The organism is Pseudomonas sp. xss_2 (assembly GCF_043104195.1).
GTDB classification, from domain to species: Bacteria; Pseudomonadota; Gammaproteobacteria; order Pseudomonadales; family Pseudomonadaceae; genus Aquipseudomonas; species Aquipseudomonas urmiensis.
Genome location: NZ_JBICKL010000045.1, coordinates 122,498 through 148,371 on the forward strand (window position 1 = coordinate 122,498; position 25,874 = coordinate 148,371).

Sequence of the window (25,874 nt, forward strand, 5' to 3'; positions counted from 1 at the left end):
TTTCCTGCAATTCGAGGTTGCCATGCTCAAACACGTATTCCGGGCGGCCGCCCATTGGTCGCTGCTTTTCCCTGTGCGCGTCGTTCTGATCCTGCTGGGGCTTTGGGTGGTGCCCTTGGCGCTGCCGTTCATCCATAAGGGCAGCCTGTGGGTGCCGTTCACGCAAGCACCGGGTAACTGGTGCCTCATCAAGTTACCGGCTTGGGCGTGGATTTGGTCGAACGATCGAGACGGCGCGCTGGGCGACAAGCGCGGCTGGTGGCATCTGAACGCCCCCTTTGGCCTTGGCGCACATCATTGGTTTTCGATGTTCTGGTGGCTGGCCCTGCGCAACCCGGCCAACAACATGCGCTTTACGCCGTTACTGGGCTGCCCCGTAACGGAATGCGACTACCGCTACTGGGGCAACGAGAACGTCGAGGATCGCCCAGGGCAGGGCGGCCGGCGTTTCTTGCTGGCCATTCATAGACAGACCGGTCGCCGCTACTACGGCTTCTACGGCGTATGGCAATGGTCGCCAACCCGTGCTGTGGTGATTCAGATCGGCTTCAAGGGCGAGCCGAAAGACTGGGCTGAGGATTACAGCGGCGACCTTTCCCGGCAGTGGGCCGGCATGACATTTGAAATCAACCTGTTCAAGGACATCTCGTAATGGCGATCACCGAAAAGCAACTGCTGCAGATCCTCCCCCACGCCGGCCGCCAAGCCGGCGTTTTTGTTCCTGGGCTCAATGCCACGATGGGCAAGCACGGCATCATCACTCCATTGCGCATGGCGGCCTTCATCGCTCAGACCGGGCACGAGTCTGGCCAGCTGCGCTTCGTACGTGAGCTGGGCGGCGACCAATACCTGGCGAAATACGACACAGGCCGTTTGGCTCAGCGCTTGGGTAACACGCCCGAGGCCGATGGTGATGGCCAGAAGTATCGCGGGCGCGGCTTGATTCAGGTGACTGGACGGGCCAATTACGAAGCCTGTAGTGAGGCCTTGTTCGGCGACAGCCGGCTGCTCTCGACGCCGGAGTTGCTCGAGCATCCGGTCTATGCATCGATGTCGGCTGGGTGGTTTTGGCATCGAAATGGCCTGAACAGCTTGGCTGACAAGGGTGACCTCCTGGCGATCACCAAGCGTATCAATGGCGGTACCAATGGCCTGGAAGATCGCCAGGCGCTCTACAAGCGGGCGCTGGAGGTTCTGCAATGAATGCCTTGGGTTGGCGTCTAGCGGCGCTCGCCCTGCTGCTCGGCCTGGTTTTGGGTGGCCGTGGAGCGTGGTTGTGGCAGGCGAATGACTACGGCAAGCAGTTTTCCGATCAGGCTGCGGACTACGACCGGCAGCTGGCAGCGAAAGATCGAGCACATAGCCGCGAGCGCGAGGCTGCGGCTGCAGCTGCGCTCGACCAATTGGCGGCACAGCAAGACGCCCGGCGCGACTTGGAGGGCCGCCTGCAGGAGCAGGCACAAACACACTGGAAGGAGATGAACGATGCTCAACAAACTCAGGCTCGCTTGCGGGACAGGCTTGCTACTGCTGATGTGCGGCTGTCAGTCCTTGTCGACGCCGGAACCATTGCCGCCCAGGGTTGTGACGGTGGGGGGCGAGAAGCCCCCGGCGCCGGAGGCGTGGTACATGGCGCCGTACGAGCCTACCTTGAGCCAGCGCATGCGCAACGAATTATCGCCATCACCGACGAAGGCGACCGAGGACTGATCGCGCTCAAGGCCTGTCAGGCGTATGTCAGGACTTCCCTTTCCCTTGCGCCACTAGAACCAGATAAATCCTAACCTTGGGAACACTCACGCCTACAGTCTGTACGGCTTCAATGAGTTCCTCTGGTGTCACGAGCAGTTCCCTAGACCAGTACCTCAGTTCATGAGGCTGGTGGATATTGATTCGCGAACGATCTTCGGGACCTCTGTAGTTCAAATCGTCTGGCATGACAGCCTCGCTCCGCTGGTGTTAATCGAACCAAGCAAAGCATGGGGTTGGGCATTGTCAATGTCGTAAAAGGAGCGAGCCGGGCAGATGCGTCAACATCCAGCCCGGCCCACCGAACCCGCAGACCATTCCTGCAAGTCCAGCCTGGGCTCCTGCTCTGTGCACAAAGCGCGGCGAGCCTAACACCTGTTTATTCATACAGTAAAGACTTGCGAACTATGACCTCTCCAATTGTTCCCTGGATGGGTGGCAAACGCCGCCTGGCCGACCGCTTGATCCCTCTCTTTCCACCTCACGAATGCTACGTCGAAGTTTTCGCTGGGGGCGCTGCATTGTTTTTCATGCGCCCCCAGCCTGCGCCGGTCGAGGTGCTCAACGATCTCAATGGTGACCTGGTCACGCTCTATCGAGTGGTGCAAAACCATCTTGAAGAGTTCGTGCGCCAGTTCAAGTGGGCGCTCAGCTCAAGGCAGATCTTCGAGTGGCAGAAGATGACCCGGCCCGAGACGCTGACTGACATCCAGCGCGCAGCCCGTTTCTTCTACCTGCAGCAGCATGCATTCGGTGGCAAGGTCACCGGCCAGACCTTTGGGACGGCCACCACCGGTCCGGCTATCAACCTGCTGCGCATCGAGGAGAACCTGTCCGCCGCCTGGCAACGGCTCTGCGGCACCTACGTCGAGAACCTGTCCTGGCTCGACTGCGCCGAGCGCTATGATCGGGCTCATACCTTCTTCTACATGGACCCGCCCTATTGGCAGACCGCGGGCTATGGTCTCGACTTCCCATTCGAGCAGTACGAGAGCATGGCTGATTTTATGCGGCGCTGTAAGGGCAGGGTGATGGTGAGCATCAACGATCACCCGGACATCCGCAGAGCGTTCGATGGTTTCCACTTCGAGAGCCTAGATATTCGCTACAGCAACACCAACCAACGGCAGGGCAAAGCTGAGGTGACAGGCGAGCTGGTGATCATGAACTGGCAACCTGCAGGACTGGGGCAGCTATTCTAGCGGCGGCGCCGGGATCTCCTCGATCAGCTCTTCGCCCTGGTTGCGCACATTGCCGACCTGCTTGCTCACCGGGTACCACTTGAAATCGACAGCAGGCCGGCAGCCCGTCTGCACGATCTCTGCGGCTCGTTCGGGCGTGGTGTCTTGGGCAATCCATTCGCGCGCAAGCTCGGGCGTGAGAACAGGTGGCTTGCGGTTATGAATATCGACGAGCCCCTGATCAGCTGCTGCGGTGATGATGACGAAGCCATCCCGGTCATCTGGTTCTAGGCCAGGGTGGACTTTGGCTAGCGCCGCGAAATACAAGGGCTCGTCATTTGCGGCAGTGATGTAGTAGGGCTGCTTGCGCTTCGGGTCATCTGGATCCGGAATCCACTCAAACCAGCCATTCGAAGGCGCCAAAGCCCGACCTCCTGGCCACAGCGATTTGAAAAACTTTCCCGTCATCACCGTCTCGGCCCGCGCATTAATCGGGTCGGGGCGCTTCCCTTTCGCCCAAAAGGGCGCCCATCCCCATTTCACTCGATCTACGCTCAACCCGCCGTCGACTGGTCGAATCAGCTCGACTCGGGTAGAAGGCGCGACGTTGTAGCGGTTGATCCGCTCATGGTCGTAGCCATTGATCACCACCAGATCCAGCGACAACTGCTGGAGGTAGTGAGCCATTGCGTCGTAGATCGAGTACCGTCCGCACATAACTCACCTCAACGTTAATCGGCTTCTCATCGTCCTGGTATTGACCGGAATGAGTCCTGCTAGTTAACTGTATGAATATACAGTTTGAGTTGGATCGGCCTACCATGACCATCACCTTCCTTGGAACGCCCACGGGCGGCCCTGCCTTGTTGCCCGTGTACTCGTTCCGCGTGCCAGCGGGATTCCCCTCGCCTGCAGCGGATCACCTTGAGCGGCATATTTCCCTCGATGAGCTGTTCGACCTCCGTGCGCCCCATGTCTACCTGGTTCAGGTAGAAGGGGACAGCATGCAGGGCGCGGGGATCTATTCCGGTGATCTTCTGATCGTAGACCGTAGCAGTGAGGCTGAGCATGGCGACATCGTGATCGCAGCAATCAACAGTGAGCCGGTCTGCAAGCGGTTGTATCGCCGTAGCGGCGTGCTGATCCTGCAGTCGGAGAATCCCGCGTATCCACCTCGCCATGTTATGGAAGGCGACGACCTGGTGATCTGGGGCGTAGTTCGCTACAGCGTGCGCGACCATGCCCAATGACCAGGTGTTCGCCCTCATCGACTGCAACTCGTTCTATGCGAGCTGTGAGCGCGTCTTTCGACCTGATCTGGCCAAGACGCCGATAGTCGTTTTGAGCAACAACGACGGCTGTGTGATCGCCAGATCCTACGATGCCAAGCCGTTCGTAAAAATGGGTGAGCCTTACTTCCAGGTCAAGGACAAGCTGCGTCGGCATGGCATCGTGGCGTTCTCCTCGAACTACGCGCTATATGGCGACATGAGCGAGCGCGTGATGTCACTGATCGAGGCGATGGTGCCGGCTGCTGAGGTGTACTCGATCGATGAGTCCTTCGCAGATCTCACCGGCATCCAAGGCAGTCTGACCCAGTTCGGCCGTGACCTGCGCGCCAAGGTCTTGCGATGCACCGGCATTCCGGTAGGCGTTGGAATCGCCCGTACCAAGACTTTGGCGAAGCTGGCCAACCACACCGCGAAGCGCCTGCAGGCGCAGACCGGGGGCGTGGTCGATATCTGTGACCCTTTCAAGCGCGACTGGGTGCTGCGTAACACCGAGGTCAAGGAAGTCTGGGGCATTGGTAGGCGGATGACCGCGCACCTTGAGGCCATGGGGATCCGCACGGCCATGGACCTCGCCCAGGCTGATCCGTGGACGCTTCGCCAGAAGTTCAGCGTTGTGGTCGAGAAGACGGCCAGGGAGCTCGCCGGAACACCTTGCCTCGAGCTCGAGGAGGCTGACCCGCCGAAGCAGGAGATCTGCTGCAGCCGTATGTTCGGCAAGCGGTTGACCGAGATCCCTCCCATCAAGCAGGCGGTGGCCACCTACGCCGCGCGTGCAGCGGAAAAGCTGCGTGCTCAGGGATCGGTATGCAAGCGCATCCGGGTGAGCATCCGCACCGGCATGTTCAACCCCGATGAGGCACGCTACGCCCAAGGGGTGCTGGTGGAGTTGCCGTATCCCACCAATGACACGCTGCTGCTCACGCGGGCGGCAACTGAGTCGGTTGAGCGGATCTACCGGCCTGGTTTCCGGTACAGCAAGGCAGAGGTGCTGTTGCTGGATCTGCGGCAGCCGGGCGAATTTACTGATGATCTGTTTGCGGTCACGCAGCCGGTGGCCTGTGACCGGCTGATGTCGGTGCTGGACGAGATCAACGGCAAGTATGGAAGAGGCACGATGCACACGGCGACGGTCCCCCGCACCCCCGACTGGGGGATGCGCCAGGAAATGATGAGTCGCTCCTACACAACCAGGATTGATCAGCTATGGAAGGTTCGTTGACCTGGGAGTTTGATGCAAAACATGGAAGCACTACATTAATCGGATGCAAGAGTGCGGGCCAAAAATGGGGCATCTAGCGCAATCTCTACTCTGATATTCCATGCTGCTAATTAAATCAATGAGTTACTTGCGGCTATTCGCTGTTGGGGTCTTTTTTTTGTATTTGGTTCGCTCGACTAGCTACACTATCAACTAGTGGCCAGTGCTCATTGAATTTGGCAAGGAGTTCGCGCTTTAGTTCTTCAATGGCGGCGTTCGATGTCTCAAGTTCCTTGTGCTGTTCCGTAATTTTCAATGCTTGCATATTGTTTTTTTCAATCTGCTGGTCTAGCTCTGATGTGAGTGAGGATATCTCGTTTTTTTTTCGGTTGATTTCAGTCTCGAACTCAATTTCAGCATTGGCTAGTTTCTTTTTTAGTATTTTTTCCTCCTCTCGAGTTATGGGGGTGTCATCATCTATTCGTTTTTGAATGAGTTTTAAGTTTTTTCGATGAGTTCGGGCTATCTCGTAAATTTTAGCGGCTGGGTATGGGTAAATAATTATAAGTGCCAGTGCGGCGGTGAGTGGTCCTATAAAGCCTTTTAATAAGTAATCGGTTGGCGTTGCAAAAAGATTAAGCTCTATGTACGTTATTTTTTCTGTTGCGGTTAATGAGGAAAATATTACCAATAAAAATTTATAGTTTATGATACACCATGAGACTATGAACGAGCCAAGAAGAGGGCTGGTGGCTCTCTCGTAGAGCTGAGCTTTGATTGCGGTGGTAAGGTCGTCAAACATAATTGTACCGTGATCTGGCTGTTTAATTGGCTATTACAGGGCCTGCAGATGAAGGGCGTGGGTATTATAGTACATTAAGACTACGCTAGAGAAGATACATGATAGTCGTAAAAACTGAATGAGGGAGCAGAAGCTCTGTGGGCTGTTGTTCAGCAAATGCCGCGCCTGTGCCCGCCCACACGACACTGTTACCTTCTACAATGATGATGTGCTATATATCCTCGTCGTTTCGCAGCAAAAGCGCAGTGTATCCATTCTTCCAAAACTGCAGAAGGTACAGCCACACAGGGCGAACATTTATGTCGGAGACCATCATAGTGAGCCGTTCATCCGTCCGAATATCCGGTTATGGATGTTTAATGTATCTCCAATCGCCACACGCCATCCCGCGCCTGCATGACGCACAAGTCAATGGTATGGTTTTTCTTGGGGGCTCAACATACACCGCGTAGTCTACATCGGTGGCGGATCTCAATGTCGACGTCATACATTCCACCTCTAGTGACCCGGGGTACGGCGTCGGTGTGTATCGGTGGAGTGCGTTGGCAAGCAAGGGTGCCCAGAAAGCGAAGGGCAGGGAACAGCTATTGAAGGGGGGAATAATAGTGGGCTGAAAGCGGGGGAGGGATGGTCGGCTGTCTAAGACCCGCCGGGTACATATCGGAATTACTGCGTTTAACACGCCCAAACTCGCCAATGCATATTAGATATCTTAGACGCATAGGCCGCGAACGGAACCGCCTGAGGTCGATTTGCCACACTACTACTGCATTACTGGCAGTTGCGCACGTCGAAGAGGTAATAGCCGATAACCTCTGCGCGGCGCGCATACCCCTCAATCGATTTGATCCGGTGCAGCTCGTGCCCGGGCTGACGCTCTGCGATCACTTTGTGGATGGCGTCATAAAACTGCTCGTAGGTGATCGTGTAGCCAAGCTCTTTGAAGGTGACGTGCAGGGCCTGGTGGAAGCGTTCTTCATCGTTCGGGTGTCGGGTGTGCCAGGTGTCAACGCGTAGCCACGGTAGGAGAAACAGCTGGAGCGCCTTCATGTCCATGGTGAGCTTCCCGCAGGTTATGAAAATGCAATTCTACCGACGTACAAATCGATTCCAAAACTGAAACGGCGACCCTTGCAGTATGCGGGCTGTAGCCGTGCCGTTTCGTCTTTGTTTTGGAATCGAATTCGATGCTGACACCGCATGGATTGGGCGCTTATAGCACGGTCTTGAAAACCGTCGATGGGCAACTATCCTAGAGTTCGAATCTCTACGCTTCCGCCATATTTTTCAGCAAAAGCCCCGATTATTCGGGGCTTTTGCGTTTCTGGGGTTTGTATGAGCCCCAGCAATGGTCAATTCCCCGCCGACTCAAGAATTATGTGTTGTCCTATGGAAGACCGGCGGAGGCTGTGATAATGGGGGCAATCACAAGGGCCATGTCATGCTGACCATCTCCAATAACGTGCATCTGCCGGATGCCGAAATCGAACTCACCTACATCCGCGCACAAGGCGCGGGCGGGCAGAATGTCAACAAGGTGTCCAGCGCGGTGCACCTGCGCTTCGACATCCCGGCCTCATCGTTGCCCGAGTTCTACAAGGAGCGGCTGCTGGCGCTGCGTGACAGTCGCATCACCGGCGACGGTGTGTTGATCATCAAGGCCCAGCAGTACCGCACCCAGGAGCAGAATCGTACTGACGCATTGGCGCGTCTTGCCGAGTTGATCATTGCAGCCGGCAAGACCGAGAAAAAACGCCGCCCCACCAAGCCGACCCTTGGCTCCAAGACCCGCCGTCTCGAAGGAAAAGCCAGGCGCAGCACTGTAAAGGCTGGTCGGGGCAAGGTGGAGTTCTAGTGCTGGTGGTGCAACGTTGCTGGCAAGTTTCAGTTCTGCTAATGCCTATATCGCCTTAGTGAGCAATGTAGGTTGCGATCTCCTACACCGTCTGTGCAAAAGCTTGAGGTTAGACGGATGATCAATCTTGCAGCGAGGCAGCAGGTCAGCGCAGATTCCTGCTCACTGTAACTTTCGGTTCTTTTCGATGTCCGATCTTCCCGATGCCGAACCTAGGGTACTGCCTCAGGCATCGTCCACTATTGATGAAAAGGAGCTTCCAATGTTTTCAGCACGGATTACCGCAGTTTCGCTTTGCTTGGCTACCTTGGGCATGGCCAATGCGGCCTTCGCCGATTCGAAGGCGGAAAATCACAAAACCGCCGTGACTATCCTCGCCATGGAGCAGGTATGCAACAAGGCCATTCCTGGGTTGAACGGCACTGTTGATAACGCATTGGCCAACGAACCGATGGACGATGCGTTGAAGGCCGAGATCATGGCGCTGAGGTCGGCACCGGGCAGCAAGACTCAAATCGATGACATGGCTAACAGGCTGTCGGGCTCACCGTTGTCGGCACTGGCGGTGGAGCAGGGTACCTGCAAGATGTACGCTGCCAAGTAGTCCTGCATCCCGCTGGTACGCCTTCTCGGTGTATGCCTGAACCGAGATCACCGCCCTCCAGCCCCACTTGTATCCCCAGAGCATGATCGATGATCACCCAGTCGCAACTGATGACCTTGGCGCGGCAAGCAGATGAGGACGTGTTGTCCTGGGCCAGCTTTGTCGCTCAAACCGAGTTCCTATGGCAGGACACGACGCTGGTACCGGATGCTTGCGCCTGGCAAGCCCTCTGGTTCGAGCTGGAAATCGTCAATGCCCTGGCCTTGGCCGAGTGGGACGAGCACGGGCGGCCCGTCGACTGGGCAGACTGCTGGCGGGAGGGCTACAAGCAGCAAGCCCAGGGGTTGTTGGCCGCACTGCTGAAATTGATCAGCTGACATTTTCACTAAGGGACAGCTGACGCTCGCATTCGCGTGATCGAAAAAACGCCTTTTCCGAATAGTGGCATATTGCTACATTGCGCGCCGCAAATCACAAGGATTGAGGCCAACATGAAACACCTGCTTTTTCTGTCACTCATCGCTACCAGTGCTGTCATGAGCGGCTGCGTTGTTCAAAGCACCTACAGTAAAACGATTGCCGTCACCAAGGATGCTGAAGGCAAAGTGGTGCAGACTGTTGAAACTGAAACTGTCGTACAGCCCGCCCAGGGCTATCCAATGCGGCTGCAACTCATCAAAGGCATCCAGCCAAACTGATTAGGGCGGCCTGTATAGAGTCCACCTTTTGAGCGCAATCTTGTTCACTTAAGTCCCGTGTCGTCTGCTTTAGGGCCGCTTTGCGGCCCTTCGCGGGCAAGCCCGCTCCCACAGGTTTAGCGCTTAACCGCGCTTTGCGCGTGGGAGGATGATCCGGCTGACACGGATTGTTACATCTCCCCCAATACTGCTTCTCAATCTTCTGGATTTATCCCCTCTAACTGAGGCGATACGCTGCCCCCAGCCTTCGAGCGAGCGCCGTTGAGCGCTGAACAAACAGGGGTAGCAGTCCCTCGCCCAGGCTGATCTGTTTACGCGGCTTTCCTCTGGCCGATTTCGATCCGGCCCTCGAAATCCTCTTGGTTTCGCCCCTGCCCAAGCACGTCCAATCCGGGACTTGAATGTTCAGCTGCTGATCAGCCCCTCGCGCGTCGTCGACCAACGCTGTCGATCCAGTCCCTTCGCCTCTGGCGCGAGCAGTTTGATTTAACCAAAGGAGTTTAAGAAACATGACGGATGACCAACGCCCCCCAAGCGCAGCGTCGCCGCTACGCACGAGCGCCAGGGTGCTATTTGCCCTGCTCGTTCTGGCCATATCGCTGGCGCTGATCTATGGCGGCTTCAAGCTGGTTGCACTGGGTGGCTCATGTTACTACCTGATCGCGGGCGTGGCGTATTTGCTGCTGGCGGTGCTGTTCTTGATGCGGGCACGTGTGGGAATTGCGCTCTCTGTAGCGATCTTCCTGGCGACCTGTGTCTGGGCGCTGTATGAAGTCGGCCAACTCAGCTACTGGGAGCTGCTACCCCGTCTGGTAGTGCCGGCGATTATCCTGACCTTGAGCCTGTGGGTCGGCTCTGCGCTGCCAAGTGTTTCCTTGAGCACGCGGCGTGCGGCCAATCGGGTGGGTTTTGCGCTGTTGGTGGCATTGCTGGCCACGTTCGTCGCTGCATTCTACCCGCATGGCGCAATTTTCAATCCGGCCGCGGCGGGCGGTGCCAATGTGGCCAAGGAGCTGGCTAGCGCTCCTGAAAACTGGGAATTCTTTGGCCGCAACGCTTCCGGCACGCGGTTTGCCCCCTACACGCAAATCACTGCCGACAACGTAAACCAGCTGCAAGTCGCCTGGACCTACAGAACCGGCCGCAGAACCACCGGCGCTGGCGCAGGTGTAGACGAAAACACGCCGCTGCAGATCGGCAACGTGCTGTACTCCTGCACGCCAGAAAACCTGGTGACCGCGCTCGACGCCGACACCGGTACGCCACTGTGGAAATTCGATCCGCAGGCTAAAAGTGCAGAGCACGTGACCTGCCGCGGTGTCGGCTATTACGACATCGATAAGGACGATAGCCTGAGCGCGCAGGTCAAGGCTGCCTATGGCGATGAGCAGCAATGCCGCCAGCGCATCTTGGTATCGTCGGTCGACGCCCGTCTGTTTGCCTTGGATGCGCACAGTGGCGCGCTTTGCCCAGGCTTTGGCGACAACGGCTATGTTGACCTGAAGAAGGGAATGGGCCCGACCGAGAACAGCAAGCGCTACCACCCAACCTCGCTGCCGGTGGTCATGGGCCATCTGACGGTGGTTGGCGGCTGGGTGCGCGATATCGTTGCCAAGGAGCCTTCAGGTGCGGTGCGGGCCTTCGATGTGCTCAGCGGTGCGCTGGTATGGGCATGGGATGTCGGTGCGCCAGAGCGTGAGGATGCCGCCCAGGCCGAACACCAGTTCACCCTGGAAACGCCCAACGTTTGGACTGTGCCGACCTACGATAAAGAGCTGAACCTGGTCTACCTGCCTACCGGTAATGGCCCGCCTGACTACTGGGGCGGTGATCGTAACCAGGCCAAGGAAAAGTACGGTTCGGCAGTGGTGGCGGTGGATGCTACTACCGGCAAGGCCAAGTGGGTTTACCAGACCGTTCACCACGATGTCTGGGACTATGACCTGCCGTCGCAGCCGGTGCTCTACGAGATTAACAATGCCCAGGGCGTGAAGACCCCGGTGCTGATCCAGACGACCAAGACGGGTCACATCTTTGTCCTGGATCGGCGTACCGGTGAGCCGGTCACCGAAGTTGAGGAGCGTCCGGTGCCCACTTCGCCAGCCGCTGTTGGCGAGCACTTGTCGCCAACCCAGCCTTACTCCAAAGGGATGCCGGTCATTGGCGCCGAGCCGCTGACCGAGAAGTCGATGTGGGGTGTGTCGACCTTCGATCAACTGTACTGCCGGATCATGTTCAAGGACTCGGTTTACGTGGGGCCCTTTACCCCTCCGACCGAAAAGCCCTACATCGAATGGCCAGGCTTGCTGGGTGGGATGAACTGGGGTGGCATCTCGATCGACGAGAACACCGGGATGCTGTTCGTCAATGACATGCGCATGCCGTTGCGGATGTCGCTGGTTACCCAGGAAAACACCAAGAACTTCAAGGTCTCGACCGATGAAGTGCCTGGCTTCATGGGCACCATTCGGCCACAAGTGGCGGGGATCTACGGCGGGGTGAAAATCGACATCTTGCAGTCTCCGCTGGGCGTGCCATGCAACACGCCACCGTTTGGCAGCATGAGTGCGATTGATTTAAATACCCAGAAGCTGGTCTGGCAGGTGCCCCTGGGCACCGTGCAGGACACCGGTCCGCTGGGAATCAAGACCCACATGCAGATCCCGCTGGGCATGCCGACGCTGGGCGGGCCGACCTCGACTGCATCGGGCCTGGTATTCTTCGCCGGTACCCAGGACTACTACCTGCGCGCGCTTGATTCGGCCACGGGTAAAGAGGTGTGGAAGGCACGCTTGCCGGTGGGCGCCGTGGCCGCGCCATTGATCTACGTATCGCCAAAAACCGGCAAGCAGTATGTGCTGATCTCGGCGGGTGGGATGAGCCATTCGCCTGATGTGGGGGACTACATCATCGCCTATGCGCTACCAGACAAAGCATCCAAGCACTAAGCACGCCTGACAATAATCCCCGTTCGCGGGGATTATTTTTGCCTGCTGCGGCTGAGCCTATTGCAAGGTCGGTGGCTTCAACGGGCCCTGTAACTGGCCTAACGTTGCTTCGATGCCGGCAATCACTTTTTCAAGGTTATCGGCTTGTTCATCATTGCCCATCGCTCGCAGGTGATCACGCTGTTGGCGCAAGGTAAGCAGGTTCTTTTGCAGGGCGAGCGCTGAAGTAGTGAACGTTTCCATGTCTGTCTCTGGCTGATGGCATCCATGCCGTTGTAGGAATATCCGGACCGTATCAGCCAATTCCAGCCAGTGAAACTGCGTTTTCATACAGGGATTGGTCTGTCGCGGGCTTCATCCTACTCAGCCATCAGAAGCTTCCTACAAGCCTAGGTGAGCCGGTATTGCTAAGTGTGTTCAGGATTGCGCCGGCAGGCCAGTGAACAAGCCGCTTGGCGCTCATATCCCCCCCTAGATCGAGGTGGCTGCCAGGCAGTTCGTTTAGCTGTGTCTCGCACGTATGGCGAAACGTTATGTTGCAAATAGGCTCGCTCCACTTAAGGAGCGTGGAGACCCGGCGTTAACCAGGCTCGTGCTGTAGTACTTCCTGCACCAGCCACTGCGCGACCAACGCGCTCGCAGAGCCCGCTGCGGGCGGCTGGGCCGTAAGCAGGTGAAACCCAGCTGCGCTGTGCAGTTCGTGCCCTTCGAGGGCAATCACCAGGGTGCCGGCCTTCAATGCGTTCTCGACCAATAACTGCGGCACCAGGGCGATACCCATGCCTTGCTCGGCGGCCTCGATGGCCAGGATGGTCTGGGAGAAGGCCGGGCCGCTGAAGCGGGTGCCGGGCAGGCCGTAATGATCGAACCAACGTTTCCAATTGTTGTGGCTGTCTGAAATCAACGCTACGTCGCTGAGTTCTGCTGGCTGTTGCCAGCGCCGCTCCCCGCGCAGCGACGGGGCGCACACGGGCACGGCCTGGCCGGCTAGCAGCAGGCGGGCGTGGGCATCGGCAAAGGGCGGCGCACCCCAGCGCACGGCCATGTCTACCGCGCCTTTGCCGCTGAGCGGGCGGGTGCTGTCGGAGGCATCGATCATAAGGGCGATCTGTGGATGCGCGGCAGCCAGGCGCCCCAGGCGCGGGATCAGCCAACGGCTGGCGAATGCCGGGGTGGTGCTCAGCAGCACTTGATGAGGGTCTTGCGGGGCATCGCGTTCGAGCAGTTCGCGGCTGGCATCTTCGATGATGTGCAGCGCCAGGCGGACCCGCTCCAGATACTCACTGCCCGCGCGGTTGGGCCTCAAGCCGCGTGGCAGTCGCTCGAACAGTGCCTGGCCGAGCTTCTCTTCGAGCGTGCGCACCTGCTGGGCCACCGCGCCGGGGGTGACGTGCAGCGCTTGGGCGGCGGCGCGGAAACTACCCAGGCGCGCCGCCGCCTCAAAGGCGACCAGGTGATTGATCACGTAAGGCGTGGTGCGTCGTTTGGAAACGCTCATCCAGTAGTTTTCCTGCAGGCTTGGCCCGCTGATCGAGAGGGTTGAAGTGCCCGTCGATTCTGGCCCGATGGTGCTGTGCTAGCAACCTGAAGGTGCTCAGTTGCGCTAGCATGTCGGCCTTCAACTGTTTTGCGGATTTTTCCATGAGCACTGCCATCTTTCGCCAAGCTACGCCCCAGGACGTGGACCGCTGCTTCCACATCGAAACGACCGCCTATGAGGGCGACGAAGCGGCCACCCGCGAGAAAATCGCCACGCGCATTGCGCAGTATCCCGAGGGTTTTCTGATCCTTGAGTTGGACGGCCAGGTGATCGGTTTCATCAACAGCGGCTGCGCCGAGCACGTGGTGATGTCCGATGAGGCGTTCAAGGAGCTGGTCGGCCATGATCCGCACGCCGCCAATGTGGTGATCATGTCAGTGGTGGTCGACCCGGCATTCCAAGGCCGTGGCTATGCGGGCTTGCTGATGACGCGGTTCGTCGAGCAAATGCGCGAGCGCAGCAAGGCGAGCATTCACTTGATGTGCAAGGACCAGCATGTGGGCCTGTACGAGAAGTTGGGTTATCGCTATGTGCAGCCGTCGGCCTCTGATCATGGCGGCATGGCCTGGCATGAAATGGTGATGGCGCTCTGAGCAGATGCGTCAGGTTTTGTCGCAGCGCCTGCTAGGATCCGGCCTTTTGCCTAGCCAGGGAGAGGCTTGTGAAGTACGTCGTGATCGAAGCACATCGCTCTGAATACCCGCGTCCGATCCGTTTTGCCCAAGGTGAGATGCTCGACATCGGCCCCCGCTATGCCGGTGAGCAAAACTGGCAGGACTGGTACCTGTGCAGCTGTGCTGGGCAGGAGCCTGGTTGGGTGCCGGCGCAGGTCATCGAACGGCTCGGTGTTGCCCGGGGCAGGGCGCTCGAACAGTACTGCGCTCACGAACTGGATGTCGATCCGGGGCAGCGGGTGCTGGGTTTGCGCCCGCTCAATGGGTGGCTGTGGTGTCGCCGCGAGGCCAACGGTGAGCTGGGTTGGCTGCCGGCCGAGAAGCTGCGCCTGGTGGACTGATCGGCTCATCTGATCCGCTTTTTTTCCACCAACCTGCATCTGTAACCGTATCAGCGAAAAGTCGAAAATGCTTACCAGGCCCAGCCTTCCAAACGGGTGTGCGCTGGGCAAGTTGCGCTGCTCTGCACCCGCATCGGCCAGCTCCGGTATTCTGTTATCACACTGTAGAGGTTCCAATGGGCAAGCTCTCGCTGTTCCTGGGTGGTTTTCTGCTGCTGACAATCCTCATTGGCCTGCTGGGTACCATTCCGCCCACCTGAAGCCACCCCCTATCCTTGAGGCCCGTTTTTTCCAGCAGACGGGCCTGCACCTCTCAACGAGCTTTTTGCCCGTTTTTTTGTACCCGTTGGATAAGTGGTAGCTGCAAGCAATTCTCAAGTGCGAATGGCTCGTGTAATCTCCCGCCGCCATCAAAGGGTCCCACGCTCGAGGACCCGTCACTTGCCTTGGAGTTGAGATCTACATGGAATGCAAGAAGGGCGCTGCCGCGATGCTGGCGTGGCGCAACCGGTTTCTCGCAGAGGCTGGCCTGCAAGAGGATGATTACGACCAAGCCTTGCGCTGCGCCGAAGACCTGGAACGCTCGGGAGTGATCAGTGCAGGGGAGTGGATCGAATTGGTCAAGCAAGCCAATTCGGCGTTGCTGCGTGCGCGATAAGTCGTTCTTTGTGCAAGGAAAACTGTCCACAGAAAACGTGGGTAGGTCTGTGGATAAATCGCTGTAAGTAAGGCCGGTTGCGGCCTCTGTTAAATTGAGCAGAATTTGAACAGTGATTGGCTTGCTGTATCACGGCTTGCCACGACGCAACGCTTGCAGTAGGTCGCGCACCCGCGCCGGCAATTCCCCGGCCGGGTATACGGCATGCATTTGTGGGTCGTCGCCACTGCTTGAGGTCAGGTGATAGCTAGGGCAGACGCGCACCAGCCGCCCAGCCGCGACCTGTGGCTCACCCACCCAGTCAGCCAATCGTGCGATACCCGCCCCAGCCAGGGCGCTGTGGAACACCGCGCTTCCGGCGCTCAGGCGCAAGCGAGGGCGTGGCTGCAAGCGGGTGATCTGCCCGTCGCGGCAAAAATGCCAAGCCTTGAGAATGCGCGGGGCGGTGTGCAGGATCAGCGCGTGTTCGCTAAGTGCTTCCGGCTCCTGCGCAAGGCCTGCGCGGGCCACATAGTCGGGGCTGGCGTACAGGTGCCGGCGGTAGCTCCACAGGGGGTAGCCGATCAGTTCGCTGGACTGTGGGAAGGCGCCGCGCACCACGAAGTCGAACTTGCCTTGAAGCGGGTCGAGGCTCTGGTCGCTGAACTGCACGTCCAGGGTGACCTGCGGGTGGCGGCGAGAGAATTCAGCCAAGACCGTTGGCAGCACCTGCTGGCCAAGCAACTCAGGCGCGGCGAAACGAATCCAGCCCTGCGCCGTACCACTCAACGCCGCCAGTTCATCGGCCGCATCGCGTTGCACATCGAGCAAGCGCTCGGCGTGTGGCAGCAAGCGTTCACCCGCTTCGGTCAGCGTGACGGCGTTGGCGTTGCGGTTGAGCAGCTTGCTCCCGGCGTTGTCTTCCAGTGCTTGTAGCGCCCGGGTAATCGCGCTAGGCGAGCGGCCCAGGGCGCGGGCAGCAGCGACAAAGCTGCGCTTGTGCGCGACGCTGACGAAGGCCTGGATTTCACGCAGCATGTCCAATGCCATGAGGGGCTCCTTGTTGCAGTTTTCGCAATATGGCATTTCAGCACAACAGCGTGGCTTTGATTAGCCTTGGGCTCTGTTTTCACTGCCTGGAGCCCCCGCCATGATGGATGTTGTCCTGCTGTCGCTGTTTGCCTTCGCCGCTGGTTTGATCGATGCGGCGGTGGGTGGGGGCGGGCTGATCCAGATTCCGGCACTGTTCAATGTGCTGCCCAGCGCCCAGCCGGCGGCCCTGCTGGGGACCAACAAGCTGGCCTCGGTGTGCGGCACCGCGTTCGCCGCGCGCTCGTTCATTCGCAAGGTGAGCTTGGATTGGGGCCTGATCGTGCCGGCAGCGCTGAGCGCCTTCGTCATGTCGTTCGCCGGGGCGGCGACCGTTTCACTGGTGCCGCCTAGCGTGATGCGCCCAGCGGTGCTGGTGATGATCGTGCTGATGGCGGTCTATACCTTCTGCAAGAAAGACTTCGGCACCTTGCACAAGCCAGCGCAGATCGGCCGTAAGGAGCAATGCCTGGCGGTGCTGATCGGCGGCGCAATCGGCTTTTACGATGGCTTGTTCGGGCCAGGTACCGGCAGCTTCTTGATCTTTCTGTTCATCCGCTTCTTTGCCCTGGACTTCCTGCACGCCTCGGCCTCGGCCAAGCTGGTCAACATCGCCACCAACCTGGCGGCGCTGGTGTTCTTCATTCCCACCGGTAACGCGCTGTATGCCATCGCCTTGCCCATGGCGCTGTGCAACATCCTCGGCGCCCTGACCGGCACCTGGCTGGCGGTGCGCAAGGGTGCAGGGTTTGTCCGTGGGCTGTTCCTGATCTTGTTGTGCGTGCTGATCGCCAAGTTGTCGTGGGACTTGCTGGCTGGCTGAGTCAGACCACCTGGCGCTGCGGCTCGGCCTGTTCGACGCGGTTGCGGCCATGGGCTTTGGCGCGGTACAGCGCTTTGTCGGCGCGTACCAGCAGTTCGTCCAGGCTCGGTGCCGGGGTGTCGGCAGTACAGCCGTCCAGGCCGATGCTGACGGTGATCTGCAAACGCGGGTCGTTGTGGGTCAGGTGCAAGTCCTGGATCGCCCGGCGCATGCGTTCGGCGGTGAATTTGGCGCGTTCTGGCTCAAGGCCTGGAATGATCACCACGAACTCCTCACCGCCCAGGCGGGCGAACAGCTCACCGTCGTGCAGTTGGTCTTGCAAGGCGTTGGCGAACTGGCGCAGCACCTGGTCGCCGACGCCATGGCCATGGCGGTCGTTGATCGTTTTGAAGTGATCGATGTCGAGCATCATCAAGGTCAGCGGCAGCGCCTGGGCGTGCTGTTGGCGGCTGTCGAGCAAGGCATTGGCGCGGCGGGTGAAGGCGCTACGGGTGAGGGCGCCGGTAAGGTGGTCGATGGTCGCCTGATGGGCCAGGCGCGCGAGCAGGCTGCGGTTGGTGTTGCTGACACAAGCGACCACCAGTGGGCCGAGCACCAGCATGGCGATGCCTAAGCGCGCTGACATCAGCGTGGTCACCCCAGGCACGCTCTGCGGCACGCTGAAATGCATGAGATTTTGCGCCACGGCAACGATCAGCGTACTGCCGGCAGTCAGTGCCAGCAGCGACACCAGAAACGGTGAGTAGGTCCAGGCGCACCACAGCAGCGCGGCAATCGGGAAGGCGATGGCGCCCGGCCCGCCGAAGGCGATGCTCAGGGCCAGCGAGGCCAGCAGCACCAGCATCGGCGCCAGGCGAATCGCCTGACCGCTGCCGCGTAGCAGCGCGCCGGTATTTGGCGCGGTCAGCAATGCCGGCAGGACCAGCACACTGGTAGAGAACTGCTCGCTGAACCAGGCCAGCCAGGTGGCGCGCAGCGACTCCTGGAACCACGGCGCCGCCATCACGCAGGCCATGCTCGCCGCAACCATCGCGCCAGCTGCGCAGGCGCCGAACACGCTCAGCACCCCATGCGGCGTGCGCATGCGTCGGTGCAAACGCGGCAGGCGCGACAGTAGCAGCCAGATGGTGACGATCACGCCCAGGTTGCACAGGTTGAACCACAACGCCGGCGGCCAGGTACTGCCACATGCAAGGTCGGCGCCGACCATGGCCACCCAGATCAGGACGAAACCGAGCGGATTGGCCAGGCGTGGATAGCGCAGCAACACCCCCGCCAGCACGGCGTTGACCGGCCAGAACAGCGACAGCGATTCGATCGGACGGGCCAGTATCCCAGCCAAGGTCAGGATGAAGGTCAGGCTGAATAGCGCGAGGTGAGGCAATGGGCGCGAATGAGCTGGAAACACCATGGGCTCTACCGGCAAGCGGAGACGGAATCCAGGACAACGACTTCAAGGCACCTGGGACATATTCGTATCAGTGTGTTTCGAGAGCAGGGTTGATGTCAATTGGATATTATGGCGGCACGATCCTGACCGATAATGCCATTTTGCCGCTATTCGCTGACATCCCCTTTACAGCCCGAAGAACCACGGCACCATCAACACCGTTACCAGCATCACCAGTACGGTAAATGGCACACCGACCTTGATGAAGTCGGCAAAGCGATATTGACCTGGGCCCAACACCAGGGTGTTGACCGGCGAAGACACCGGCGTCATGAACGCCGCCGAGGCTGCCAGGGCCACGGTCATGGCAAATGGGTAGGGCGACATGCCCAACTGGCTGGCGGTGCTGATGGCCACGGGCGCCATCAGTACAGCGGTGGCGGTGTTGGAGATGAACAGGCCAATCACCGCCGTTACCACGAACAGGCAGGCCAATATCGCGCTCGGCCCGGCGCCGCCGAGCAGCCCGACCAGGCCGCTGACGGCCAGGTCGATACCACCGGTTTTCTGCAATGCCAGGGCAAACGGCAGCATGCCGACGATCAGCACCAGGCTTTGCCAATGGATGGCCCGGTAGGCGCTGTTCATGTCGATGCAGCGGCCGGCGCCCATTAGCAGGCACGCGATCAGCGCGGCGAGCACGTTGGGCACCACGCCGCTGACCATCAGGCCGACCATCACCGCCAGGCTGATCAGGGCAAAGGGCGCGCGGCTGCGGGCTGGCGCGACCTGATCGATCTCGGCAGGCAGGCTCAGTACCAGAAAGTCTTTGGCTTGGCTCTGAAGCTGGCGCACCGCTTTCCACGGGCCGACGACCAGCAGGGTGTCGCCCAGGCGCAGTTTTTCTTCGACCAGTTGCTCCTCGATGGCCGCCTGATCGCGGCGCAGGCCGACCACGTTGAGGTCGTAGCGGCTACGGAAGGCCAGCTCCAGGATGCTTTTGCCGATCAGTTGCGAGCCCGGTGGCAGTGAGACTTCGGCCATCCCCACTTCCTGGGATTGGTCGATGAAGTAGGCGGCCTTGAAGTGTAGGGGTTCGAGCTGCATGGTCTGGCACAGGCTGCGCAGGTCGTCGCGGTTGGCGAACAGGTCCAGCAACAGCACGTCACCCTGGTGCAGCACGGTGCCGGAGTCGGCGGTAATCACCCGGGTGGTGAATTTATGCTGGCGCTCGATGCCGATCACGTTGGCGCCGTGGCGGGTGCGCAGCTCCAGCTCGCCCAAGGTATGCCCGATCAGTGGCGAATGCGGGCGGATGCGCAGGCGGCGTTCGCGGCCGTTGAGCTTGTAGTCCAGCACCAGGTCGAGCAGGGTGCGCCGGGTTTCTACGCGGCCATCCTTGCGCACTTCACCGTTGAGCCAACGCCGGGTGAGCAGCATGTAGCCCACGCCCAGAGCCAGCACGACCAGGCCGAACGGGGTGAAGCTGAAGAACGTGAAGCCTTGCTCGCCGTGCCGCACCAGCTCGCTGTGCACCACCACGTTGGGCGGCGTGGCGACCAGGCTGAGCATGCCGCTGATCAGCCCGGCGAAGCTTAAGGGCATCATCAGTCGACTGGGTGAAATGCTCAGGCGCGCGGCAATGCTCAGCACCACCGGGATGAAGATCGCCACCACGCCGGTCGAGCTCATGACCGAACCCAGCCCTGCGACCGACACCATCAACAGCACCAGCAGGCGTGCTTCGCTATTGCCGGCACGGGCACTCATCCACTCGCCGATGCGATAGGCGATGCCAGTGCGCACTAGCCCTTCGCCGATCACGAACAGCGCCGCGATCAGCACCACGTTAGGATCGCTAAAGCCCGCCAGGGCTTGCTCAACGGTGAGGATGCCCGACAGCGGCAGAAACAGGATCACCAGCAGCGCGACCACGTCCATGCGCGGTCGGTTGATGACAAACAAAAGGACGACGACGGCCAGCAGGCCTAGGACCGTGAGCAGCTCAGGGTTCATCGGGAGGGGGTGTTCCTTCACTCAAGGGGGCACGAAAGACAGTAGCAGCCAGTGTGCCATTGTGGGGTGAAGGGTGTATTGATGTGTTGCAGGGTTTTTGTGGCTAAGCCAATCGCGGGGCTTGCCCCCGCGATGGGTGGGGCAGGCGATCAGTGGCGATGATGACGACGCTTGTGTTTCTTCTTGCCGCCGTTGTTGTCGCCCAGGTGGTTGCCGATGGCACCACCAGCAGCGCCGCCCAGACCGGCACCGACGGTCGAGCCGGTCGAGCCGCCGAGCTTGCCGCCCAGCAGCGAGCCGCCAGCCGAACCCAGGCCACCACCGATCGCAGCTTCGGTGCGGTTGCCCTTGCGGGCACCTACTGCACTGCCGGCGGCGCCGCCCAGGCCGGCGCCAATGGCTGCACCCGTGCTGCCGCCCATTTGTTGGCCAACCACGTTGCCCAGGGCGCCACCCAGGCCGCCGCCAATGGCCGCAGTACCGTCACCGGCAAAGGCGCCTTGGCACAGCAGCAGGCCGAGGGCAACGCAAGGCAGAGTCAAACGCATGTTCATGAACCTCAAAGGAATCAACAAAGTAGAGTGCCGCGGCACGGGCGGCAAATCAGGGTTGGAAAGACGTTTCAGCGGTAATCGCGGTCACGGTAGCGGCGATCATCGTCACCACGGTCATGACGGTGGTGATGGCCGCGATCGCGGTCGCGGTCACGCCAGCCATCATCATCGTCGTGGTAATGATGGCTGTGGCAACCAGCGGCGAGCAGCATCGCGGCAATCAGCGGGAGACTTGCAAGGCGGGTGATCACGATATAGGTCCTTGATCCGCATAGGTTTACGGGGTAACCACTAAGACCGGAATCGCTCAATTTGGTTTCTGCACGGTAAAAATATTTCTCCCGCGCAACATCGTCACGTGCCTGGCGGCTGCTGTTCTGTCCCGCTCGGTCATGGCTGGGTTGAGCGCTGGCCCCTAGACTTGAGCCAGGCCGCATTGAAGACGGCTGTCTGCCACACGGTGAATCACGATGATCGCCCACACCCCGACGCTGTTCGCCGCCGTTGCCCTGGTCGCGACCATCCTGGCCTTTTGCCTGTTGCTGGTCGGTCAGTTCAACCGCCGCGACAACCTGCTGCTGACCGGCTGCGGACTGCTCGCCCATGCCCTGGCGTAGGTCTGCTATACGCTGTACGCCCATGCGCCGCTGTGGATCAGCTATGGCTTGGGTAACAGCCTGCTGTCGCTGGCCCTGGCGTTCTATTCGGCGAGCTTGTTCCGGGTGCGTGAACAGCGGGTGCCGTGGCGCTCGATCTTTATCATTCCGGCAGTCATGTTGCTGGGGTTGATGCTGCTGCTCGACACCTTGGAGCCGCGCATGCTGCTGGCGACCTTGGTGCTGATGTTGCAATGCTCGTTGATCCTTTGCTGGGCGCGACGGCACGTCGAGCGTCCAGGCCGGGCGCACCTGCTGCTGGTGATTGGCGCGTTGATCAGCCTGGTCGGGCTGGGCATGCGCGCCGTGGCGGTGGTGCTGGGGGAGGCGGCGGACATGCGCTACGACACCAGCAATCTCAAGCAGACGGTATCGGTGGCCATTGGTACGGTGACGGTGATGATGTATTCGATTGGCCTGGTGCTGATGGCCAAGGAGCGCAGCGAATCGCGCTTGCAGCATATGGCCTTGCGCGATGTGCTGACTGGCACCTACAACCGCCGGGCGATTCTTGAGCGCTTCGCTGTGGAGCTGGAGCGGGCAAGGGGCGAACACAGCAGCCTGGCCGTGGCGATGATCGACATCGACCATTTCAAGCGCATCAACGACCTGCACGGCCACTTGGCCGGTGATGAGGTGCTGTGCCACTGCGTGCGCCAGTTGCAGCAGCGCTTGCGCTTGACCGACAGCCTTGGCCGTTATGGTGGCGAAGAGTTCTTGCTGCTGTTGCCCAATACCGATCGAGAGGGCGCCATGGTGGCGCTACAGGGCTTGCGTGAGGCGATCGCCCAGAGTCCGGCGCGCTTTGCGGGCGATGACATCGAGCTGCGTTTCAGTGTCGGTTTGTGGTGTGGCATCCCCGGTGCCGAGGACAACGCCGCCAGCCTGCTCGGCCAGGCCGACGCTGCGCTCTACCAAGCCAAGGCCGGTGGGCGCAATGCCGTGCATATGGCGGCATTGCTCGGCCCGTGCTGACTCAGGAGGCGGGCTGAATGGCCAGCACCACGCCGTTGGTGATCTGCACCAGCACATAGTGATCGCCCATTTTCACCCAATGGCTGTCCTTTTCCGGGGCGGGTAGGCCTTTGCCTTTCCAGTCGGCAATGGCTGCGTCGTCGCGTTTGTACTGATCTGGCGCTTTGTCGCCAACTTGCAGTTCGCGGTTATGGGTTTCTGGCGCGGTGACGCTTTGCTCAGCACTTGGCGCGGCCGTGGCGGTCAAGGGCAGGATCGGCAGGGTGGCGCTAAGCAGTAGGGCCGATAGCAGTGGACGCAGTTTCATAGTGATCTCCTAATGGCAGGCATGCCCTCTATGCGACAACAACCTGCTCGGGACAATTCACTCGACATGGCCGCCAGTGCTAGAGTCGCGTTCTTTTTTGCTCCGAGGATCGAACATGCGCGCACTTTTGCCGATGGCCGTAGCGCTGATGCTGGTTGGTTGTGCTTCATCGACCATGGAAGCCGCACGCGGCGGCGCGCCGACTGCGCAATTGGCTTCACAGAAGGCCCCGCAGATCGTCTCGCAATGCATCCAGTTCAGTTGGCAGGAAGAGGCCACGTTCGGCGTTGATGCCAGCGGCTATCTGCAGCCGCGCAAGCAGGGCGGTTATACGGTCTATACCCGAGAGGCGCAGGCGTTCGTCGACGTTTACCCCGAGGCCAACGGCACCCGGGTCGACTATTACGCGCAAAGCAATGACAGCACGGCCCTGCGCCGTCGGGCCGCAGCCGCTACTTGTCTGTAAGGGGTAGAGGGCGATTCCACACTGGGCAGCGATCCTCGAAGGCGTGGAAAACAGGTTCCAGTCCAGGGCTGTCGGGTTGATCGAAGCAACCGAGCAGCAAGGCGACAGTCGGGGCGTCATCTATGGCACCGAGGCTGCTGCCGCAACGGCGGCAGAAAGCGCGGCTGGAACAATCAGAGGAGCGCCAGGTATCGGGCGCACCGCCAGGCCCGGTCCAGCGCACCTGATTGCGAGCAAACTCGACCCAGGTGGCGGTGAGTGCCCCGGTATGTTGTTGGCACCAACGGCAGGAGCAATGGTGTGGGTTGGCGGCGGGGGCATCGGCGGCAAAGCGGATGGCGCCGCACAGGCAGCCGCCCTCGTATAGAGTTGGCATGAGATCCCTTCGTGCGCAGGTGAAATGTCCGCAGTTTATAGTCCAGTTGTAATGGAGATGTCGCGCCGGCTAAGTTGTCTACTTGTATCAATGACAGGGATGTAGCTCATGAGTCGATCCAACGATCTCAATCGCGCCAGCTGGGATGAACGCGCGCCGTTGCATGCGGCGTCGAAAGACTACGAGGTCGAGCGCTTCATCGCGTGCCCCGAGCACCTGTCCGAAGTGGTGCGCTTCGATCTGCCACAGCTGGGCGATATCCGCGGCCTGCGCACAGTTCATCTGCAATGCCATATCGGCACCGATACCTTGTCTCTTGCGCGTTTGGGTGCTCAGGTCAGCGGCCTGGACTTTTCCTCGGCATCGCTGGTCCAGGCACGGCGATTGGCTGAGCGCTGCGGGGCGGCCATCGATTACGTCGAGGCGGATGTCTATCAGGCCGACCAGGTATTGCCGGCGGGTAGTTTCGACCTGGTCTACACCGGCATTGGCGCCTTGTGCTGGCTGCCCAGCATCGAGCATTGGGCCCGTACCGTCGCGGCGCTGCTCAAGCCAGGTGGGCGGTTGTTCTTGCGCGATGGGCATCCAATGCTGATGGCAGTCAATGAGGATCATCACGACCGCCTGCAACTGGACTACCCCTACTTCGAGCGAGAGGCGCCGATGGTGTGGATCAACGATCAGACCTACGTCGAGACTGATCAGGCCCTGATCCAGACCGAGACCCACGAGTGGAACCATGGCTTGGCTGAGGTCATCACCGCGTTGCTGCAAAATGGCCTGCGCTTGAGCGCTTTGCACGAGCATCAGAGCATTCCCTGGGAGGCGCTGCCAGGGCAGATGGTCAAGGGCGCCGACGGCGAATGGCGCCTGCGCGAAGCGCCCTGGCGCCTGCCGCTGAGCTACACGCTGCAGGCGCTCAAGGACTGATCAGGAGAGAAAGCCGCCGTCGACATTCAGTGCTGTGCCGGTGGTGTAGCTGGAGGCATCGCTGGCCAGGTACAGCACTGCACCGGCCATCTCGCTGGGGTCGGCCACGCGCTTGAGTGGGATCTGTTGCAGGGCGGCGTTGAGGATGGCGTCGTTTTTCACCAGGGCGGAGGCGAACTTGGTGTCAGTCAGCCCCGGCAGCAAGGCGTTGCAGCGGATGCCGAACTGGGCGCATTCCTTGGCGAACACCTTGGTCATGTTGATCACTGCGGCCTTGGTCACCGAGTAGATGCCCTGGAACAGCCCAGGCGACACGCCATTGATCGAGGCAACGTTGATGATGCTGCCGCCACCGTGGTCGCGCATCAGCTTGCCGGCTTCGACCGACATGAAGAAGTAGCCACGGATGTTCACGTCCACGGTTTTCTGAAAGGCGCTCACGTCGGTATCGAGCACGTTGCAGAATTGCGGGTTGGTGGCGGCGTTGTTGACCAGAATGTCGAGGCGGCCGAACTGTTCACGAATACCGGCAAAAACCTGCTGGATCTGCTCCAGCTCGCCAATATGGCAGGCCACCGCAGTGGCCTTGCCGCCCGCTTCGATGATGGCGTCGGCCACTTGCTGGCAGCCCTCGAGCTTGCGGCTGGAGACGATCACATGGGCGCCCTGTTGGGCCAGCAAGTGGGCGATGGCCTCGCCGATGCCACGGCTGGCGCCTGAGACGAAGGCGATCTTGCCATCGAGGTCGAACAGTTGGGTCTTGGACATGCTGT

General features: G+C 60.0%; 31 protein-coding genes and 1 pseudogene. 18 read left to right on the plus strand and 14 right to left on the minus strand.

From position 1 onward, the window contains the following. Nucleotides 1-22 precede the first annotated feature (22 nt). Genes ACF8K2_RS08385 through ACF8K2_RS08395 form a run of 3 tightly spaced genes read left to right on the plus strand, consistent with a single transcriptional unit; the run spans nt 23 to nt 1,784 of the window. Entirely contained in the window at nt 23-652 is a 630-nt protein-coding gene (locus ACF8K2_RS08385; RefSeq protein WP_392464292.1) for a hypothetical protein, read from the plus strand. Then, nucleotides 652-1,203, plus strand: coding sequence for a glycoside hydrolase family 19 protein (locus tag ACF8K2_RS08390; protein WP_392464293.1), 552 nt, complete (start codon nt 652-654; stop codon nt 1,201-1,203). The genes ACF8K2_RS08385 and ACF8K2_RS08390 overlap by 1 nt, the downstream gene beginning before the upstream one ends. Further along, nucleotides 1,200-1,784, plus strand: coding sequence for a lysis protein (locus ACF8K2_RS08395; protein WP_392464294.1), 585 nt, complete (start codon nt 1,200-1,202; stop codon nt 1,782-1,784). The genes ACF8K2_RS08390 and ACF8K2_RS08395 overlap by 4 nt, the downstream gene beginning before the upstream one ends. On the opposite strand, the gene ACF8K2_RS08400 is transcribed toward ACF8K2_RS08395, so the two are convergent. Next, nucleotides 1,738-1,938 (minus strand): DUF3606 domain-containing protein, encoded by a 201-nt coding sequence (locus ACF8K2_RS08400; protein WP_392464295.1) that lies wholly within the window; start codon nt 1,936-1,938, stop codon nt 1,738-1,740. The genes ACF8K2_RS08395 and ACF8K2_RS08400 overlap by 47 nt on opposite strands. 218 nt (nt 1,939-2,156) lie before the next feature. On the opposite strand from ACF8K2_RS08400, the gene ACF8K2_RS08405 reads away from it, so the two are divergent. Further along, nucleotides 2,157-2,951, plus strand: coding sequence for a DNA adenine methylase (locus ACF8K2_RS08405; RefSeq protein ID WP_392464296.1), 795 nt, complete (start codon nt 2,157-2,159; stop codon nt 2,949-2,951). Here ACF8K2_RS08405 and ACF8K2_RS08410 read toward each other — a convergent pair. Next, nucleotides 2,943-3,647, minus strand: a complete 705-nt coding sequence (locus ACF8K2_RS08410) for an SOS response-associated peptidase family protein (protein ID WP_392464297.1) — start codon at nt 3,645-3,647, stop codon at nt 2,943-2,945. The genes ACF8K2_RS08405 and ACF8K2_RS08410 overlap by 9 nt on opposite strands. Before the next feature lie 104 nt (nt 3,648-3,751). On the opposite strand from ACF8K2_RS08410, the gene ACF8K2_RS08415 reads away from it, so the two are divergent. Both ACF8K2_RS08415 and umuC read left to right on the plus strand, forming a co-directional pair. Then, nucleotides 3,752-4,180 (plus strand): LexA family protein, encoded by a 429-nt coding sequence (locus ACF8K2_RS08415; RefSeq protein ID WP_392464298.1) that lies wholly within the window; start codon nt 3,752-3,754, stop codon nt 4,178-4,180. After that, nucleotides 4,170-5,441, plus strand: a complete 1,272-nt coding sequence (gene umuC / locus ACF8K2_RS08420) for a translesion error-prone DNA polymerase V subunit UmuC (protein ID WP_392464300.1) — start codon at nt 4,170-4,172, stop codon at nt 5,439-5,441. Before ACF8K2_RS08415 ends, umuC begins: the two co-directional genes overlap by 11 nt. Nucleotides 5,442-5,574: 133 nt before the next feature. On the opposite strand, the gene ACF8K2_RS08425 is transcribed toward umuC, so the two are convergent. Together ACF8K2_RS08425 and ACF8K2_RS08430 are read right to left on the minus strand one after the other, a co-directional pair. Then, entirely contained in the window at nt 5,575-6,222 is a 648-nt protein-coding gene (locus ACF8K2_RS08425) for a hypothetical protein (RefSeq protein ID WP_392464302.1), read from the minus strand. A gap of 771 nt (nt 6,223-6,993) precedes the next feature. Further along, the gene (locus ACF8K2_RS08430; protein ID WP_392464303.1) at nt 6,994-7,278 is read right to left on the minus strand and encodes a hypothetical protein; all 285 of its coding nucleotides are present in this window, start codon (nt 7,276-7,278) and stop codon (nt 6,994-6,996) included. Between the two features lie 385 nt (nt 7,279-7,663). Here ACF8K2_RS08430 and arfB point away from each other — a divergent pair, with 385 nt between their 5' ends. From arfB to ACF8K2_RS08455, 5 genes are all read left to right on the plus strand, one after another. Next, the gene (arfB, locus tag ACF8K2_RS08435) at nt 7,664-8,077 is read left to right on the plus strand and encodes an alternative ribosome rescue aminoacyl-tRNA hydrolase ArfB (protein WP_368971656.1); all 414 of its coding nucleotides are present in this window, start codon (nt 7,664-7,666) and stop codon (nt 8,075-8,077) included. Between the two features lie 187 nt (nt 8,078-8,264). Further along, nucleotides 8,265-8,681: a hypothetical protein gene (locus ACF8K2_RS08440; RefSeq protein ID WP_392464304.1), complete on the plus strand. Its 417-nt coding sequence runs from the start codon at nt 8,265-8,267 to the stop codon at nt 8,679-8,681. Nucleotides 8,682-8,770: 89 nt separating this feature from the next. Beyond that, nucleotides 8,771-9,058: a hypothetical protein gene (locus ACF8K2_RS08445; protein WP_392464306.1), complete on the plus strand. Its 288-nt coding sequence runs from the start codon at nt 8,771-8,773 to the stop codon at nt 9,056-9,058. Between the two features lie 114 nt (nt 9,059-9,172). After that, entirely contained in the window at nt 9,173-9,379 is a 207-nt protein-coding gene (locus ACF8K2_RS08450; protein WP_392464307.1) for a hypothetical protein, read from the plus strand. Between the two features lie 509 nt (nt 9,380-9,888). After that, nucleotides 9,889-12,327 carry a membrane-bound PQQ-dependent dehydrogenase, glucose/quinate/shikimate family gene (locus tag ACF8K2_RS08455; protein ID WP_392464309.1) on the plus strand — a complete coding sequence of 813 codons (2,439 nt, stop codon included), beginning with the start codon at nt 9,889-9,891 and terminating at the stop codon, nt 12,325-12,327. Between the two features lie 57 nt (nt 12,328-12,384). Here the strand turns inward: ACF8K2_RS08455 and ACF8K2_RS08460 are convergent, their stop codons facing one another. Both ACF8K2_RS08460 and ACF8K2_RS08465 read right to left on the minus strand, forming a co-directional pair. After that, entirely contained in the window at nt 12,385-12,570 is a 186-nt protein-coding gene (locus ACF8K2_RS08460) for a hypothetical protein (RefSeq protein WP_392464310.1), read from the minus strand. 337 nt (nt 12,571-12,907) lie between these two features. Continuing rightward, the gene (locus tag ACF8K2_RS08465; protein WP_392464312.1) at nt 12,908-13,825 is read right to left on the minus strand and encodes a LysR substrate-binding domain-containing protein; all 918 of its coding nucleotides are present in this window, start codon (nt 13,823-13,825) and stop codon (nt 12,908-12,910) included. 143 nt (nt 13,826-13,968) lie between these two features. Here ACF8K2_RS08465 and ACF8K2_RS08470 point away from each other — a divergent pair, with 143 nt between their 5' ends. The 3 genes from ACF8K2_RS08470 (at nt 13,969) to ACF8K2_RS08480 (ending at nt 15,540) form a co-directional block, all read left to right on the plus strand. After that, on the plus strand, nt 13,969-14,460 hold the full coding sequence (locus tag ACF8K2_RS08470) for a GNAT family N-acetyltransferase (RefSeq protein ID WP_392464314.1): 492 nt from the start codon (nt 13,969-13,971) through the stop codon (nt 14,458-14,460). A gap of 68 nt (nt 14,461-14,528) precedes the next feature. Continuing rightward, nucleotides 14,529-14,882, plus strand: a complete 354-nt coding sequence (locus ACF8K2_RS08475) for an SH3 domain-containing protein (protein ID WP_186555095.1) — start codon at nt 14,529-14,531, stop codon at nt 14,880-14,882. Between the two features lie 463 nt (nt 14,883-15,345). Beyond that, complete coding sequence (locus ACF8K2_RS08480) at nt 15,346-15,540, plus strand: hypothetical protein (protein ID WP_186555096.1); 195 nt, start codon at nt 15,346-15,348, stop codon at nt 15,538-15,540. A gap of 129 nt (nt 15,541-15,669) precedes the next feature. On the opposite strand, the gene ACF8K2_RS08485 is transcribed toward ACF8K2_RS08480, so the two are convergent. After that, complete coding sequence (locus ACF8K2_RS08485; protein WP_186555097.1) at nt 15,670-16,569, minus strand: LysR family transcriptional regulator; 900 nt, start codon at nt 16,567-16,569, stop codon at nt 15,670-15,672. Between the two features lie 100 nt (nt 16,570-16,669). Here ACF8K2_RS08485 and ACF8K2_RS08490 point away from each other — a divergent pair, with 100 nt between their 5' ends. Beyond that, nucleotides 16,670-17,431 (plus strand): sulfite exporter TauE/SafE family protein, encoded by a 762-nt coding sequence (locus ACF8K2_RS08490; RefSeq protein WP_392464316.1) that lies wholly within the window; start codon nt 16,670-16,672, stop codon nt 17,429-17,431. A gap of 1 nt (nt 17,432) precedes the next feature. Here ACF8K2_RS08490 and ACF8K2_RS08495 read toward each other — a convergent pair whose 3' ends face one another. The 4 genes from ACF8K2_RS08495 to ACF8K2_RS08510 form a co-directional block, all read right to left on the minus strand. Continuing rightward, nucleotides 17,433-18,857: a diguanylate cyclase gene (locus tag ACF8K2_RS08495; RefSeq protein ID WP_392464318.1), complete on the minus strand. Its 1,425-nt coding sequence runs from the start codon at nt 18,855-18,857 to the stop codon at nt 17,433-17,435. Between the two features lie 150 nt (nt 18,858-19,007). Next, complete coding sequence (locus ACF8K2_RS08500) at nt 19,008-20,837, minus strand: SLC13 family permease (RefSeq protein WP_186555100.1); 1,830 nt, start codon at nt 20,835-20,837, stop codon at nt 19,008-19,010. Nucleotides 20,838-20,986: 149 nt separating this feature from the next. Further along, nucleotides 20,987-21,385: a glycine zipper domain-containing protein gene (locus ACF8K2_RS08505; RefSeq protein ID WP_392464320.1), complete on the minus strand. Its 399-nt coding sequence runs from the start codon at nt 21,383-21,385 to the stop codon at nt 20,987-20,989. 74 nt (nt 21,386-21,459) lie between these two features. Then, nucleotides 21,460-21,639: a hypothetical protein gene (locus ACF8K2_RS08510; protein WP_186555277.1), complete on the minus strand. Its 180-nt coding sequence runs from the start codon at nt 21,637-21,639 to the stop codon at nt 21,460-21,462. A 222-nt stretch (nt 21,640-21,861) separates the two neighbouring features. Between ACF8K2_RS08510 and ACF8K2_RS08515 the strand changes: the two are divergent. Then, nucleotides 21,862-23,022 (plus strand): annotated as a pseudogene (locus tag ACF8K2_RS08515) (GGDEF domain-containing protein). A 1-nt stretch (nt 23,023) separates the two neighbouring features. Here the strand turns inward: ACF8K2_RS08515 and ACF8K2_RS08520 are convergent. Further along, entirely contained in the window at nt 23,024-23,329 is a 306-nt protein-coding gene (locus ACF8K2_RS08520; RefSeq protein WP_392464322.1) for an RcnB family protein, read from the minus strand. Between the two features lie 115 nt (nt 23,330-23,444). Here ACF8K2_RS08520 and ACF8K2_RS08525 point away from each other — a divergent pair, with 115 nt between their 5' ends. After that, nucleotides 23,445-23,795 (plus strand): hypothetical protein, encoded by a 351-nt coding sequence (locus tag ACF8K2_RS08525; protein WP_312153361.1) that lies wholly within the window; start codon nt 23,445-23,447, stop codon nt 23,793-23,795. On the opposite strand, the gene ACF8K2_RS08530 is transcribed toward ACF8K2_RS08525, so the two are convergent. Beyond that, nucleotides 23,782-24,171, minus strand: a complete 390-nt coding sequence (locus tag ACF8K2_RS08530; RefSeq protein WP_392464324.1) for a GFA family protein — start codon at nt 24,169-24,171, stop codon at nt 23,782-23,784. The two genes, ACF8K2_RS08525 and ACF8K2_RS08530, sit on opposite strands and share 14 nt — an antisense overlap. 108 nt (nt 24,172-24,279) lie before the next feature. Here ACF8K2_RS08530 and ACF8K2_RS08535 point away from each other — a divergent pair, with 108 nt between their 5' ends. Further along, nucleotides 24,280-25,101: a class I SAM-dependent methyltransferase gene (locus tag ACF8K2_RS08535; protein WP_392464325.1), complete on the plus strand. Its 822-nt coding sequence runs from the start codon at nt 24,280-24,282 to the stop codon at nt 25,099-25,101. Here the strand turns inward: ACF8K2_RS08535 and ACF8K2_RS08540 are convergent, their stop codons facing one another. Beyond that, nucleotides 25,102-25,869, minus strand: a complete 768-nt coding sequence (locus tag ACF8K2_RS08540; RefSeq protein WP_392464326.1) for an SDR family oxidoreductase — start codon at nt 25,867-25,869, stop codon at nt 25,102-25,104. Nucleotides 25,870-25,874 lie beyond the last annotated feature (5 nt).

Bases quoted from the DNA above. Each gene is read 5' to 3' on its own strand.
- ACF8K2_RS08385 (WP_392464292.1), top strand. From the start codon at position 23: ATGCTCAAACACGTATTCCGGGCGGCCGCCCATTGGTCGCTGCTTTTC.
- ACF8K2_RS08390 (WP_392464293.1), top strand. From the start codon at position 652: ATGGCGATCACCGAAAAGCAACTGCTGCAGATCCTCCCCCACGCCGGC.
- ACF8K2_RS08395 (WP_392464294.1), top strand. From the start codon at position 1,200: ATGAATGCCTTGGGTTGGCGTCTAGCGGCGCTCGCCCTGCTGCTCGGC.
- ACF8K2_RS08400 (WP_392464295.1), bottom strand. From the start codon at position 1,938: ATGCCAGACGATTTGAACTACAGAGGTCCCGAAGATCGTTCGCGAATC.
- ACF8K2_RS08405 (WP_392464296.1), top strand. From the start codon at position 2,157: ATGACCTCTCCAATTGTTCCCTGGATGGGTGGCAAACGCCGCCTGGCC.
- ACF8K2_RS08410 (WP_392464297.1), bottom strand. From the start codon at position 3,647: ATGTGCGGACGGTACTCGATCTACGACGCAATGGCTCACTACCTCCAG.
- ACF8K2_RS08415 (WP_392464298.1), top strand. From the start codon at position 3,752: ATGACCATCACCTTCCTTGGAACGCCCACGGGCGGCCCTGCCTTGTTG.
- umuC (WP_392464300.1), top strand. From the start codon at position 4,170: ATGCCCAATGACCAGGTGTTCGCCCTCATCGACTGCAACTCGTTCTAT.
- ACF8K2_RS08425 (WP_392464302.1), bottom strand. From the start codon at position 6,222: ATGTTTGACGACCTTACCACCGCAATCAAAGCTCAGCTCTACGAGAGA.
- ACF8K2_RS08430 (WP_392464303.1), bottom strand. From the start codon at position 7,278: ATGGACATGAAGGCGCTCCAGCTGTTTCTCCTACCGTGGCTACGCGTT.
- arfB (WP_368971656.1), top strand. From the start codon at position 7,664: ATGCTGACCATCTCCAATAACGTGCATCTGCCGGATGCCGAAATCGAA.
- ACF8K2_RS08440 (WP_392464304.1), top strand. From the start codon at position 8,265: ATGTCCGATCTTCCCGATGCCGAACCTAGGGTACTGCCTCAGGCATCG.
- ACF8K2_RS08445 (WP_392464306.1), top strand. From the start codon at position 8,771: ATGATCACCCAGTCGCAACTGATGACCTTGGCGCGGCAAGCAGATGAG.
- ACF8K2_RS08450 (WP_392464307.1), top strand. From the start codon at position 9,173: ATGAAACACCTGCTTTTTCTGTCACTCATCGCTACCAGTGCTGTCATG.
- ACF8K2_RS08455 (WP_392464309.1), top strand. From the start codon at position 9,889: ATGACGGATGACCAACGCCCCCCAAGCGCAGCGTCGCCGCTACGCACG.
- ACF8K2_RS08460 (WP_392464310.1), bottom strand. From the start codon at position 12,570: ATGGAAACGTTCACTACTTCAGCGCTCGCCCTGCAAAAGAACCTGCTT.
- ACF8K2_RS08465 (WP_392464312.1), bottom strand. From the start codon at position 13,825: ATGAGCGTTTCCAAACGACGCACCACGCCTTACGTGATCAATCACCTG.
- ACF8K2_RS08470 (WP_392464314.1), top strand. From the start codon at position 13,969: ATGAGCACTGCCATCTTTCGCCAAGCTACGCCCCAGGACGTGGACCGC.
- ACF8K2_RS08480 (WP_186555096.1), top strand. From the start codon at position 15,346: ATGGAATGCAAGAAGGGCGCTGCCGCGATGCTGGCGTGGCGCAACCGG.
- ACF8K2_RS08485 (WP_186555097.1), bottom strand. From the start codon at position 16,569: ATGGCATTGGACATGCTGCGTGAAATCCAGGCCTTCGTCAGCGTCGCG.
- ACF8K2_RS08490 (WP_392464316.1), top strand. From the start codon at position 16,670: ATGATGGATGTTGTCCTGCTGTCGCTGTTTGCCTTCGCCGCTGGTTTG.
- ACF8K2_RS08500 (WP_186555100.1), bottom strand. From the start codon at position 20,837: ATGAACCCTGAGCTGCTCACGGTCCTAGGCCTGCTGGCCGTCGTCGTC.
- ACF8K2_RS08505 (WP_392464320.1), bottom strand. From the start codon at position 21,385: ATGCGTTTGACTCTGCCTTGCGTTGCCCTCGGCCTGCTGCTGTGCCAA.
- ACF8K2_RS08520 (WP_392464322.1), bottom strand. From the start codon at position 23,329: ATGAAACTGCGTCCACTGCTATCGGCCCTACTGCTTAGCGCCACCCTG.
- ACF8K2_RS08525 (WP_312153361.1), top strand. From the start codon at position 23,445: ATGCGCGCACTTTTGCCGATGGCCGTAGCGCTGATGCTGGTTGGTTGT.
- ACF8K2_RS08530 (WP_392464324.1), bottom strand. From the start codon at position 24,171: ATGCCAACTCTATACGAGGGCGGCTGCCTGTGCGGCGCCATCCGCTTT.
- ACF8K2_RS08535 (WP_392464325.1), top strand. From the start codon at position 24,280: ATGAGTCGATCCAACGATCTCAATCGCGCCAGCTGGGATGAACGCGCG.
- ACF8K2_RS08540 (WP_392464326.1), bottom strand. From the start codon at position 25,869: ATGTCCAAGACCCAACTGTTCGACCTCGATGGCAAGATCGCCTTCGTC.